Annotated in this window: 15 protein-coding genes; 5 read left to right on the top strand and 10 right to left on the bottom strand. The window is 62.1% G+C overall.

The window, feature by feature from the left end; translation table 11 throughout:
* Positions 1–105 precede the first annotated feature (105 nt).
* Both ACR0LD_RS14435 and ACR0LD_RS14430 read left to right on the top strand, forming a co-directional pair.
* The gene (locus tag ACR0LD_RS14435; protein WP_480637580.1) at positions 106–1,818 is read left to right on the top strand and encodes a tetratricopeptide repeat protein; all 1,713 of its coding nucleotides are present in this window, start codon (positions 106–108) and stop codon (positions 1,816–1,818) included.
* Positions 1,808–2,629 (top strand): 4-(cytidine 5'-diphospho)-2-C-methyl-D-erythritol kinase, encoded by an 822-nt coding sequence (locus ACR0LD_RS14430; protein WP_480637578.1) that lies wholly within the window; start codon positions 1,808–1,810, stop codon positions 2,627–2,629. Before ACR0LD_RS14435 ends, ACR0LD_RS14430 begins: the two co-directional genes overlap by 11 nt.
* Here the strand turns inward: ACR0LD_RS14430 and ACR0LD_RS14425 are convergent.
* The gene (locus tag ACR0LD_RS14425; protein WP_170342960.1) at positions 2,622–3,620 is read right to left on the bottom strand and encodes a polyprenyl synthetase family protein; all 999 of its coding nucleotides are present in this window, start codon (positions 3,618–3,620) and stop codon (positions 2,622–2,624) included. The genes ACR0LD_RS14430 and ACR0LD_RS14425 overlap by 8 nt on opposite strands.
* Positions 3,621–3,676: 56 nt before the next feature.
* Between ACR0LD_RS14425 and ACR0LD_RS14420 the strand changes: the two genes are divergently transcribed.
* The 3 genes from ACR0LD_RS14420 (at position 3,677) to ACR0LD_RS14410 (ending at position 4,947) form a co-directional block, all read left to right on the top strand.
* On the top strand, positions 3,677–3,892 hold the full coding sequence (locus ACR0LD_RS14420; RefSeq protein ID WP_093963516.1) for a putative signal transducing protein: 216 nt from the start codon (positions 3,677–3,679) through the stop codon (positions 3,890–3,892).
* Entirely contained in the window at positions 3,889–4,662 is a 774-nt protein-coding gene (locus ACR0LD_RS14415) for a tRNA1(Val) (adenine(37)-N6)-methyltransferase (RefSeq protein ID WP_170367608.1), read from the top strand. The genes ACR0LD_RS14420 and ACR0LD_RS14415 overlap by 4 nt, the downstream gene beginning before the upstream one ends.
* 120 nt (positions 4,663–4,782) lie before the next feature.
* Positions 4,783–4,947, top strand: coding sequence for a YdcH family protein (locus tag ACR0LD_RS14410; protein WP_093963770.1), 165 nt, complete (start codon positions 4,783–4,785; stop codon positions 4,945–4,947).
* Here the strand turns inward: ACR0LD_RS14410 and yddG are convergent.
* The 9 genes from yddG to ACR0LD_RS14365 form a co-directional block, all read right to left on the bottom strand.
* Entirely contained in the window at positions 4,944–5,810 is an 867-nt protein-coding gene (gene yddG / locus ACR0LD_RS14405; protein ID WP_480637577.1) for an aromatic amino acid exporter YddG, read from the bottom strand. The two genes, ACR0LD_RS14410 and yddG, sit on opposite strands and share 4 nt — an antisense overlap.
* Positions 5,807–6,754: a transcriptional regulator GcvA gene (locus ACR0LD_RS14400; protein ID WP_480637575.1), complete on the bottom strand. Its 948-nt coding sequence runs from the start codon at positions 6,752–6,754 to the stop codon at positions 5,807–5,809. Before ACR0LD_RS14400 ends, yddG begins: the two co-directional genes overlap by 4 nt.
* Before the next feature lie 298 nt (positions 6,755–7,052).
* Positions 7,053–7,775, bottom strand: coding sequence for an acetoacetyl-CoA reductase (gene phbB, locus ACR0LD_RS14395; protein ID WP_480637574.1), 723 nt, complete (start codon positions 7,773–7,775; stop codon positions 7,053–7,055).
* A 186-nt stretch (positions 7,776–7,961) separates the two neighbouring features.
* A complete protein-coding gene (locus ACR0LD_RS14390; RefSeq protein WP_093963511.1) occupies positions 7,962–9,137 on the bottom strand; it encodes an acetyl-CoA C-acetyltransferase in 1,176 nt (391 codons plus the stop codon).
* Between the two features lie 196 nt (positions 9,138–9,333).
* Positions 9,334–10,167: an EAL domain-containing protein gene (locus ACR0LD_RS14385; protein WP_170360083.1), complete on the bottom strand. Its 834-nt coding sequence runs from the start codon at positions 10,165–10,167 to the stop codon at positions 9,334–9,336.
* A gap of 101 nt (positions 10,168–10,268) precedes the next feature.
* Positions 10,269–10,460 (bottom strand): hypothetical protein, encoded by a 192-nt coding sequence (locus tag ACR0LD_RS14380; protein WP_093963509.1) that lies wholly within the window; start codon positions 10,458–10,460, stop codon positions 10,269–10,271.
* Between the two features lie 92 nt (positions 10,461–10,552).
* Positions 10,553–11,524: a sterol desaturase family protein gene (locus tag ACR0LD_RS14375; protein ID WP_170360087.1), complete on the bottom strand. Its 972-nt coding sequence runs from the start codon at positions 11,522–11,524 to the stop codon at positions 10,553–10,555.
* Positions 11,521–11,907: a hypothetical protein gene (locus ACR0LD_RS14370; RefSeq protein ID WP_170391838.1), complete on the bottom strand. Its 387-nt coding sequence runs from the start codon at positions 11,905–11,907 to the stop codon at positions 11,521–11,523. The genes ACR0LD_RS14375 and ACR0LD_RS14370 overlap by 4 nt, the downstream gene beginning before the upstream one ends.
* 59 nt (positions 11,908–11,966) lie before the next feature.
* Positions 11,967–12,296 carry a hypothetical protein gene (locus tag ACR0LD_RS14365; RefSeq protein WP_170367613.1) on the bottom strand — a complete coding sequence of 110 codons (330 nt, stop codon included), beginning with the start codon at positions 12,294–12,296 and terminating at the stop codon, positions 11,967–11,969.
* Positions 12,297–12,311 lie beyond the last annotated feature (15 nt).

Raw genomic sequence — 12,311 nt, 5'->3', positions numbered from 1 at the left:
GCAAAAACCCGGGCAATGGCGGGGCCGTGAACGCTCGGCCATTGCCTCTGGCGGGCCAAGGCCCTAGCTTGTTCTGCAATCATAGGCAGACAAGGCAGGTATTAGGTGGTTTCACTGGTTCGTCGCACGGCGCTGGCCGTGTTTCTTGCGACAGCGGCTGTCGTTCCGGTTCACGCGGATTCCGGCGCGGGATCCTATCTGGCTGGACGCCAGGCCATCTATGAAAGCGACTACAAGGCTGCCGAGGAGTACTACTCCAAGGCCCTGATTTTCGATCCGGGCAACACCAAGCTCAAGGAAAGCGTGCTACTGGCGCGCGTGGCGCTTGGCGATGTGGAACGTGCATTGCCGATCGCCGAGGACATGGAGGCGAACGGGCAGCCCAACCAGGCCGCACGTATGGTTGTTTCCGCCAAACTGGTATCTGACGGAAAGTTCGACGAATTGCTGGCCCGTGACCCGGAAAATCAGGGCGTTGGCCCGCTGGTCGATGGGCTGATGACGGCCTGGGCGCATCTGGGCAAGGGCGAAATGACCAAGGCGATGGCGCAGTTCGATAAGGTCGCCCAGCAGGACGGTCTGCGGGAATTCGCGCTGTATCACAAGGCGTTGGCGCTGGCGTCGGTTGGCGATTTCGAGGGGGCCGAGGCGATCTTTGCGGCCGACGACAGTATCGTTGCGCGATTCTCGCGACGTGCAGCGCTGGCGCGGGTCGAAGTCTTGTCGCAGCTCAACCGCAATGACGAAGCTCTGCTATTCTTGGAAAACGTCTTTGCGGCAGGCAGCGATCCGTCGATCGAGTCCTACGTGGACACGCTCAGTGCCGGTGGCACCTTGCCATTCACCCATGTCGGATCGGCCACCGAAGGCGTGGCCGAGGTCTTTTTCTCGGTCGGGGCGGCGTTGAACACCGAGGCTGCACATGACTATGTGCTGCTCTACGCGCGGATCGCGACATACCTCCGGCCCGATCACATCGATGCGATCCTGCTGAGCGCGGAACTGCTTGAGCAGTTGAGCCAGTACGACCTGGCCGCCGAAGCCTATCGAAAGGTTCCCACGGGTAGCAGCGATTTCCACGCAGCCGAGCTGGGGCGTGCCGAAATCCTGGCTCAGTCGGGGAAACCGGATGCGGCGATCGAAGTGCTGGAAAATCTGGCGGCCCGGCAGCCCAACCTGCCCAGTGTCCACGTCGCCTTGGCCGACCTGCAGCGGCGTCAGGAAAACTACGCCGCAGCCGTCACCTCGTATGACCGAGCCATCGAACTGACCGAAACCGGTTCGGGTGGCAACTGGTTCCTGCACTACGCCCGCGGCATCTGCCACGAACGGCTCAAGGCCTGGGACAAGGCCGAGGCGGATTTCAGGCGTGCCCTGGAGTTGAATCCGGATCAGCCACAGGTTTTGAACTATCTCGGGTACTCGCTGGTCGAGCGGCAGGAAAAACTGGAAGAGGCGCTGGACATGATCGAGCGCGCCGTCGCGATCCAGCCTGACAGCGGCTATATCGTCGACAGCTTGGGCTGGGTCCTGTTTCGCTTGGGCCGGTACGACGAGGCGGTCGAGCATATGGAGCGCGCCGTTGAACTGATGGCCGTGGACCCGGTGGTCAACGACCATTTGGGCGACGTCTACTGGGCCGTCGGGCGCACTCGTGAGGCCGATTTCCAATGGCGGCGCGCGTTGTCCTTCATCGATCTCGAAGACACCGATGGCGAGGCCGACCCCGACCGGATCCGTCGCAAACTCGAGGTCGGGCTGGACGCGGTGCTGGCCGAGGAAGGCGCGGCCCCCCTGAAGGTCGCCAATGGCGACTGAGGCCTTTGCGCTCGCGAAGATCAACCTTTCCTTGCATGTGACCGGACGGCGGGCCGACGGATACCATATGCTGGACTCGCTGGTCGCCTTTGCCGATGTGGGAGACACGTTGATCCTGTCACCCGGGCCCGAGATTCGCCTGACCGTGACCGGCCCCCATTCCGCCGGGGTGCCGACCGACGACCGCAACCTCGTCTGGCGGGCTGCTCGGGCAATGGGATGGAGCGGGCAAATCCAGTTGGACAAGGTTTTGCCGCATGGCGGGGGAATCGGCGGCGGCTCATCGGATGCCGCTGCGACTTTGCGGGCCATCGCAGGGGAAGACGCGGAAGTTCCGCTGGAAACGGCTTTGGCCCTGGGCGCGGATGTTCCTGTTTGTGTACTGGGCAGAGCAGCACGGATGCAGGGCATTGGTGACCGGGTCGCCCCGGTTGCATTGCCCGCTTTGCCCGCGCTGCTGGTCAATCCGGGTGTGCCGGTTCCGACGGGGCCGGTGTTCAATGCGCTGGATTCGCGCGACAATCCGGGGATGCCGGATGAGATCCCGGCATTCGAAACGCCCGAGGCGTGTGCTGATTGGCTGGCCGGGCAACGGAATGATTTGCAGGAAGCGGCAATAGGCTTGGCGCCCCAGATTTCAGACGTGTTACAGGCGCTGGGTGAAACGCGGGACGTTCTGCTGGTGCGCATGTCGGGGTCGGGTTCGACCTGCTTTGCGCTGTACCCGTCCATGAAGGCCGCACATTTTGCGGCCTACGAGATTGGTGTTTCCCAGCCGGACTGGTGGTGTCGCGCAAGCGTCCTCAGTTGAGGCGGGATACGACGTAATCGGCCAGATCACCGAGCAGGTCGCGCAACTCGTGATCGGGCAGCGCGGTCAGAGCGGTTTTGGCCTTTGCTGCCCATGCCAGAGCGTCTGTCCGGGTCTCCTCCAGGGTGCCGTATTTGCGCATGAGGTTCAGGGCCAGGTCCAGGTCTCCATCCTGTTGCCGGCCCTTCTCGATCGTGCGCTCCCAGAACGCACGCTCGTCGGGTGTGGCCTGGGCCACGGCCTTGATCACCGGGAGGGTCAGTTTGCGCTCGCGGAAGTCGTCGCCCACGTTCTTGCCGGTGGCCTTGCTGTCGCCCTGATAGTCCAGCAGGTCGTCGGCGATCTGGAAGGCGATGCCCAAGGCGTCGCCATAGCTGAACAGTGCCCGGACCTGTTCCTCGGACGCACCGGCGATCACACCGCCCACCTCAGTTGCCGCGGAGAACAGCGCGGCGGTCTTGCCGCGCACCACCTGCAGGTAGACGGCCTCATCCGTGCGCAGGTCGGTGGCTGCGGTCATCTGCAGCACCTCGCCTTCGGCGATGGTGGCCGAGGCATTGGCCAAGATGTCCAGAACCCGCAGAGACCCGGTTTCCACCATCAACTGGAAGCTGCGCGAAAATAGATAGTCGCCGACCAGCACGCTGGACTTGTTGTCCCACAGCAGGTTGGCGGTGGGCCGGCCGCGCCGCTGGGCGCTTTCATCCACGACGTCGTCGTGCAACAGCGTGGCGGTGTGGATGAACTCGACCGTGGCGGCCAGGCGGATGTGATGGTCACCGCCATAGCCGAACAGGCGCGCGGCGGCCAATGTCAGCATCGGGCGCAGGCGTTTGCCGCCGGCTTCGACCAGATGCGCGGTGACTTCGGGGATGCGGGGCGCGTGTTCCGAGGCCATGCGGGTGCGGATCAGAGTGTTTACCGCCTCCATTTCCCCGGCCAAAATCTCGGCCAGTCGCTCATGCGGTTTCGAGATCGTGCTGATCGTCATCACACTCCTGATACAAGGCTCGACTTTCGTCCTGCCTTGCCCTTACATCCATCCCCATGAAAGAACTTCTGCGCAGCACCGATCCGACCATCATCGCCTTTGCATCCGCTCTTCTTGAGGGCGAGGATATAGACTGCTTTGAGATGGACGTAAATATGAGCGTCCTCGAGGGAGGCATCGGAATCTTTCCGCGCCGCCTCATGGTTCGGACCGATGACCTCGAGCGGGCGGAGCGGGTGATGCGTGACAATGACATTCCGCTGGGAAGATGACCGGGTTTCCTGACAGCGCGCTGACTTGCAACGACTTTCTGGGTGGCCGACTAAAGCTGTGGCAGCCGCGAGACGGTTATCGCGCCGGTGTCGATCCGGTGCTGCTTGCTGCCGCGGTTCCGGCCAAAGCCGGGCAGTCGGTGCTGGAGCTGGGCTGCGGGGCGGGCGCTGCGGTTCTTTGTCTCGTGACCCGCGTTCCCGGTCTGCGGCCGACGGGGGTCGAGCTTCAGGCCGACTATGCCGCTCTGGCCGCAAGAAACGCGCAATGCAACGAGATCGATTTGTCCGTCCACGTGGCCGACCTGTCCAATATGCCGACTGATCTGCGTCAGCAGCACTTCGACCACGTGATCGCAAACCCGCCCTATTATCGGCCCGGTGCACATAGCGCGGCCGTCGATGCTGGTCGGCGAACGGCGCTGAGCGAGCAGACGCCGCTGTCCGACTGGTTTGATGCGGCGGCGCGCAGGCTGACACCGCGCGGGTACCTGCACATGATCCAGCGCGTGGAACGCTTGCCGGACATGCTGTCGGCCTGCGCGGGTCGGTTGGGCTCGGTAGAAGTTCTGCCCATCGCGCCGCGCATGGGGCGCGGGGCCGAGTTGCTGATCCTGCGGGCGCGCAAAGGGGGACGCGCGGATTTTCGGTTGCATGCGCCGCTGATTCTCCACAGCGGTGACCGCCATGAAAGGGACGGCGACAGCTATACCGACACGGTATCCGGCATCCTGCGCGAGGGCCGACCAATGCCCTGGCCGGACGCCCGATAGGCAATGACCAGCCGAAATTGTCGGATTTGAACAAGAATCCGAGCGTCTGCGGCGTGACAGGCTGGAAATGATGTGATCAACTTCCCATGTGATATTCAGAAACAGAGAAGGAGGATCGCCATGAGCGTAAGCGCACATCTGACGGAACTGAAGAAGAAGCACGAAACCCTCAGTCTCGAAGTGGAACAAGCCCAGCGCTCGCCCGGTATCGACGATCTCCACATTGCTCAACTCAAAAAGAAGAAGCTGAAGCTGAAGGAAGAGATTGAACGCCTGTCGGCTTAATGTCGCAGGCTGGCGCGTGCCGCGATTGCAGCGCCGCCGGTAACAAGCAATGCCGCGATCGCCAGCGTCCAGGACGGCGTGGCGATCCCGGCGACCACAAGCACCAGAGTTGACAGCAGGGGTGCCGCGTACGAGCTGGTGCCTAACATCTGGATGTCACCGTGCTTGACCCCGATATCCCAGACATAGAACGCCAGCCCAACGGGCCCCAACCCCAGGGCAACGGTCGACATCCAGGCCAGTGCGTCGGGCGGCCAGACTGTCTGCTCAAGGCTGAAATGCAGGATCCACGAGGCGATGGCGGTCAGCACGCAGAACACTGCTACCGAGCTGGTGGGCGTTTGACCCAACCTGCGCGACAATACGGAATACCCGGACCACGTAAGGGCGCACAAAAGCGCCAGCGCATAGCCCGGCAGATGTTCGGCCTGAAACCCCGCGGTTCCGCCGCCAGTGATGATCAGCGCGGCCCCGGAGAAGCCCAGACATGCCCCGAGCAGATGCCCCAGTCGTAGCGTTTCGCCGGGAAGAAACCCTGAGAAAAGCACGATCAGCAAGGGCCAGAGGTAGGCGATCAATCCGGCCTCGGCCGCAGGTGCCATGCGCAGAGCCGAAAAATACAGGGCGTGGTATCCGAACAAGCCAACCGTGCCGAAGGTGAATACCTTCCAACTAACCTGTTTCAGTTGCCCAAGCCCACCGCTGTGCCATGTCCAGATCAAGCCAAGGGTTCCGCCGATCGTGAAGCAGATGGCGTTCAGCAAAAGCGGCGGGGTCGGCGCCGAGCCAACCGTGAACAGCGCCAGCAGTGCCCACAAAAGGACGGCGACAAAGCCGATGGCGGTGGCGCGGTTCTTTGTCATGCGGGTGGGATTTCCTCGACGGGTATGATTTCAAGACCGTCGGATATGTGCGCGGTTTTTTCGATCTCTGCAAGGAACCAATCCCGGAAGGCGGCAATCTGAGGGCGCGTCTCTTCTCCCGAACGGCACAGGAACCGGAAGCGGGCCTTGGTTTCGATGGCGGTTTTGAAGGGCATGACCAGTCGGCCTTCGATCACATCCTTGATGATCATTGGGCGCCGTCCCAACGCGACGCCGACACCCGCCACCGCGGCATCAATGGCGTGATCCGCGTTCGAGAAATGCGCGCCATGAGTCGGCGTGAAGTCCACCCCGACCACGCGAAACCAGGCGGGCCAGTCACAGGGCGGATTCAGGAAGTTGATCGAGTCATCGTGGATCAGCGGTGCTCTGGTCAGATCCTGCGGCGTCGGAAACCGGGCCGCAAGCTCGGGCGTCATGACAGGCGTCAGCCACTCTTGCCGCACGGGAACTGAATACAGCCCGTCATCCTGCCCGTACCCGAACCGGATCGCGACATCCACGTCGTCGCGCTCGAAATCGAGATTGCGCAGCGTGGCTGAGAATCTCAGGTCGATCTCGGGATGGGCGCGGGCGAACTCGTAAAGGCGGGGGGCCAGCCATTTGGCTGTCAGGGCCGGCCCAGCGGTCACTGTCAGTGTTGTGTTGTCCTGCAGGCGGCGGGTGGCCGACCAGGCCGCCTGCAGCGCAGCAAACCCTTTTTCCGTGCCTGGGGCTAGGGTTCGTCCGGCCTCGGTCAGCTCGACCGCACGGTTCAATCGGCGGAACAGCGGCTGACCCAGATGCTCTTCCAGAGACTTGATCTGAAACGACAGCGCGGCTGGTGTCACGTTCAACTCGTCTGCGGCCTTGGCAAAGGACATATGGCGGGCGGCGGCGTCAAAGGCCCTGAGGGCGGTGAGTGGGGGAAGTCGGTCGCTCATCGTCACATAATATTTTCTAAACTGAAGGCGGAAAAACTCTCGTTTGTACCTATTAAAAACAACAGGCATGTTGAATGCAAGTCAAGTTCACCTTTAGTAGAAGGGAAAAGCCATGATCGAGATGACGACCAATCCTGCCGCACAAAAGGCAATTCTGCGCGCTCATCAAGAGCGCGGCAAGGCGATCCGGAGTTTCTGGAAGTGGGTTCTGGGTTCCCGCTGAACGCTGCGCGCGCGTTCTTACGGGATCAAAGGAGGGCCGACCCGTTGGGTCGGCCCGTTTTCATATAAGCCGCGATCAGACGAAAAACTGCGCGCCGTTGGCCGAAATCGTCGACCCGTTGATGAACTGCGAATCTTCCGAGGCCAGGAATGCGACGCAGCGGGCAATTTCCTCGGGTTCGCCCAAACGGCCTGCGGGGATCTGGCCGATGATGGCTTCACGCACCTTTTCCGGAACGGCCATGACCATCTCTGTCGCGATGTATCCGGGGCAGATGGCGTTTGCGGTGATGCCGGCGCGCGCGCCTTCCTGAGCCAGGGATTTGACGATGCCCAGATCACCGGCTTTGGTGGCGGCATAGTTCACCTGAGCGAACTGGCCCTTTTGCCCGTTGATCGAACTGATCACGATCACCCGACCGAACTTGCGCTCGCGCATACCGGGCCAGACGGGGTGTACGGTGTTGAACACCCCGGTCAGGTTGGTGTCGATCACCTGGTGCCACTGTTCCGGTGTCATCTTGTGGAACGGCGCGTCGCGGGTGATGCCGGCATTGGCGACAACGATGTCGATCGGGCCGAGCTCGGCTTCGACCTTTTCGATGCCCGCCTTGGACTCGTCATAGTCGGCCACGTTCCATTTATAGGTCGCAATGCTGGTTTCCTCGGTGAACTTGGCCGCGGCTTCGTCATTCCCCGCATACGAGGCGGCTACATTGTATCCTTCGGCCTTGAGCGCTTTGGAAATTGCTGCGCCGATGCCGCGGGTGCCGCCGGTTACGAGTGCTGTACGTGCCATTTAGGACTCCTCCAAATTTAATCGTGTTGGTAATTCTGTTACTCTGAGAGATTGAGTTGCGCAATATCGTTTCGTCGCGAGATGGCTCTTTCCGTTTGGTGATATTGTCGCATCCTAGGGATATTCCCGGAGTGTAACAAAAAAGGGCGCCCATTGGACGCCCTTATTCGTGACTTGTCAAAGCACTTAGACGCGCTCCACGCACAGGGCGACGCCCATGCCGCCTCCGATGCAGAGGGTTGCCAGGCCCTTTTTCGCGTTCCGGCGCTTCATTTCGAACAGCAGCGTGTTCAGAACCCGGCAGCCGGATGCTCCGATCGGGTGGCCGATGGCGATCGCGCCGCCGTTCACGTTCACGATCGAGGGATCCCAACCCATGTCCTTGTTCACGGCGCAAGCCTGTGCCGCGAAGGCCTCGTTGGCTTCGACCAGATCCAGATCGTCAACCGACCAGCCGGCCTTTTCCAGCGCCTTGCGCGAGGCATAGATCGGTCCGACACCCATGATCGACGGGTCCAGCCCGGCGGTCGCATAAGACGCGATGCGGGCCAGCGGTTCGATCCCGCGCTTTTCGGCGTTGTCGGCCGACATCAGCAGGGTTGCTGCCGCGCCGTCATTCAGACCCGAGGCGTTGGCCGCAGTCACCGAGCCATCCTTCGTGAAGGCTGGACGCAGCTTGGCCATCGCCTCCATGGTCGCGCCGTGACGGATGTACTCGTCACTATCCATCACGATGTCGCCCTTGCGGGTCTTGATGGTGAAGGGGACGATCTCGTCCTTGAACTTGCCGGCCTTCTGCGCGGCCTCAGCTTTGTTCTGGCTGGCCACGGCGAATTCGTCCTGCATGTCGCGGCTGATCTGCCACTTCTCGGCCACGTTCTCGGCGGTCTGGCCCATGTGGTAGCCGTTGAACGCATCCCACAGGCCGTCGCGGATCATGGTGTCGATGTATTTCATGTCGCCCATCTTGTGGCCCGCGCGCAGCGATGCGGCGTGGGGCGACAGGGTCATGTTTTCCTGACCGCCCGCACAGACGATCTCGGCATCGCCCAGCTGGATGTGCTGAGCGCCCAGTGCAACGGCACGCAGGCCTGAACCACAGACCTGGTTGATGCCCCAGGCCGCGCTTTCCTGCGGCAGGCCGGCGTTGATGTGCGCCTGGCGTGCGGGGTTCTGGCCTTGGGCGGCCGTCAGAACCTGACCCATGATGGTTTCGCTTACCTCGGACTTGTCGATCCCGGCGCGTTCCACGACGGCTTCGAGGACGGCAGCGCCCAGATCATGTGCGGGGGTGTTCGCAAAGGAACCGCCAAAGCTGCCGACGCCCGTGCGTGCGGCGGATGCGATTACTACGTTGGTCATACAGTCAATCCTTTACCGTCAAGGTCCTGTGGGAAATCTGACGGCGCAGGTCGCACAGAGCCTCTCTGGCGATGCAAGAGCGCCTCGTGATCCCCCGCTCCAGCACTTTCTGCCATAGCGCAATGCTGCACGTGCAGCAACGGACAGCTTGTCTCATGAGAAAGCCTCGGCTGGATAGCGCCCAAGGGAATTGGGTTCAACTTCCTGTTTTGGCTTCTTTTTCCGGTTGCCACGGGGCTTTCACCGTCGGAGCGCCGAATAGGTAGCCCTGCAGACAGTCCACACCGCTGGCCACCAGAAACTCGGCATCTTCACGCGTTTCGACCGATTCGGCGATGACCAGAATCTCGAATTCACGGGCGACGGCGATCAGCGCGCGCACCAGCGCCTGATTGTCCGGGTTGGTGCTGACACCCCGTACGAACTGCCCGTCGATCTTCGCCGCGTCAAAGAAGAACTCGCGAAAATACCTGAAGCTGAAGTTGCTGGCGCCGAAGTCATCCAGCGCAAAAGCGATCCCGCGATCCTGAAGCCGGTCCATGAAATCGATCACCAGTTCGGGAACCTGCATTGCCGAGCTTTCGGAGATTTCGAGGATAAGCCGCTCGCCCAGCGTTTTGTCCCGCTTGAGAAACCGGTCCAGGATCCGCGACCAGCGCGCGTATCCGATCGAGCGTGCGGACATGTTGACCGAAAGCCGGATTTCCGGATTGCGAGACAGGGCGCGCAATCCTTTTTCCAATGCTATGCAGTCCAATTCCCGGCCGATTGGTGTGTTTTCCACCTGCGGCATGAACTCCCGCGCGGGGATCACACGGCCGGTTTCGTCCAGCACGCGGATGAATGCCTCATAGAAGGCAACGCCGTGCGGGTCTCGTGCTTGCATGACGGGCTGGAACGCCAGGCGGCATTGCTGATGCTTGACAGCCTCGGTCGCCATTTGAACGGTCGAAGTATCTCGCGCGGCGACGGCCGAATTCAACGGGCTGTCCCCACCCTCTGGCAGATCTGCAAAGTCCTTTTTCCGCATCGACGCCGAATCCCCGTACGTGTCCGAAACCGGTCAGCACGTAGTTTCGGGTCGTACCGGTGAATTTGCGGTTAATGCGCGTCGGGAATCAGTCGGCGGGATCAGCGGGTCGTCTGGGCTGCGTGGCGCAATTCGACTACGGCGCCAATCACGGCGCCCAGGAAGCCTGTGCCCACCATAGCAACTCCAAGCATCATCACCGCCGGCGCAGGCTGCTGGCCAAGGGCGCTGAGCATCGCGATTACCAGGCCCAACAGACCGGTTGCGGTGAAGATGGCTGTAACGCGGGACATGGTGGAACTCCGACCGAACAAACTTGTCACTTGTCCGGATATGGAGCACGCGCGCCGGAATTCAAGCGCCCGCCCGGCAGACGCCGCCAGTCTCAGGCCTGTTTTGCCTGTTGGTTGGGCAGGTTTTCGTCAAATTGCTCGAAACCGGGCGTTCCGCGATCTTCGGGGTGGCGGGCCAGGTGCTTGGACTTGATCTGCTCGGAGCTGTCGCGGCTGCCGTCATGGCTGTAGCCCGGCGGGGCAAAGCAATAGGCCAGCCGCTGTTTCAGGGTCAGGCCCGGCTGGGTCGCGTCGCGCCAGATGGCCACCCATTCGTGAAAGGCCACCCGCAGCGGGTTGAAGGTGCCGATATTGTGCACCAGGCCATAGTCGACCCGGTCGTGCTCCTGCTCGGGGACGAAGGTGCCGAACAGCTTGTCCCAGATGATGAACACCCCGGCATAGTTGCAATCCAGATAGCGCGCGTTGCGGCCGTGGTGGGCGCGGTGATGGCTGGGGGTGTTCATGACCGCCTCGAACCAGCGGGGCATCTTGCCGATGGCTTCGGTGTGGATCCAGAACTGGTAGATCAGGTTCAAGCCGCCGCAGAACAGCACCATCGCCGGGTGGAAGCCCAGCAGGATCAACGGCGCGCGCACAACCATCATGAAGGTGAAGGTATAGGTCCAGGTTTGCCGCAGGGCGGTTGTCAGGTTGTAGTGCTGCGAGCTGTGGTGGTTTACATGGCTGGCCCAGACCCAGCGGATGCGATGCCCGAACCGGTGCACCCAGTAGTATCGCAGGTCATCCAGCACAAAGCACAGGATGATCACCGGGATCGATGTGCCCAGATCCAATGGCGTAATCTTCCACAGCCACATGAAGAACCCATAGGCGATGAAGCCCAGCAGGAATCCGGACGCGATGTTGCCCGCTCCCATGATCAGCGAGGTCACGGCGTCGCGGGTTTCATACCGCCCGCCACGGCCCTTCATGGCGATCCACAGAAATTCGGCCAGGATTGCGGCGATAAAGAACGGCACGGCCCATTGGACGACATCGGGAAAGCTGATCTGGTCGGTCATGCGGGCTCCAGCAGGTGGCGCCAGTGACGGCGCTCGGTTTCATCAAGGCGGACGGTGACGCCGGGGGTGGCGAAGTCGTGGAACTGGACCTCGATGCCCTCGGGGTGGTCGATCCAGTCGAAATCGCGCAGGTGGCGGGCCACTGTATCGGCGCCAAAGGACCACAACAGGCCCGGCCCGGTCTCGGTGCGCAGCAATGCGGCGTGTCCGTCATGGGCCAGGGTGACGTCGATGATGGTGTCGTCGGGGAAATGGCGCAGCCATTCGGCGCGCGCGACATCGGCGCTCAGCACGCGCTGGCGCGATTTGCCCGTCAGATGCAGCAGTGCGGTGATGCCGGCAATGCCACCGACCACCAGAACCAGCAGGATTTCCAGCGGCATGATGTCCTCCCGCGGACAGAGTGCAAGCGGGGTCAGGCCCTGTCAAAGGTGGCGTTGCGTCAGGGGGTGTTGTGCGGCTCAAGCAATTCGTGCCGGACAACGCGCTCGACGAAGGGCACCAGCCCTTCGGGTCCCGAGGCGCGATCCTTGAGGTGAATGCAGATATCCGGCCGCCGCGCCGCGATGATGCCCACCAGTTCGCCGCGCACCTTGTCATCGAGGCCCGCGCCCATAATCGCGCAGGCGATGCGCGGTTCGGCGTCCAGTTGCCGCCGCACCTCGTCGGGATCATGCGCGCCCAGCCACCGGATCGGAAGATGCTCCAGTTGCCGCGCCACGTCGCCGATCACGTTGGGCAGCCGGCCGATCAGTAAAACCACCGGTTTCATCTCAGCCTCCTGTCT

Source organism: Ruegeria sp. BF8 (assembly GCF_056538625.1).
This window is presented reverse-complemented; position numbering and strand designations above follow the sequence as displayed.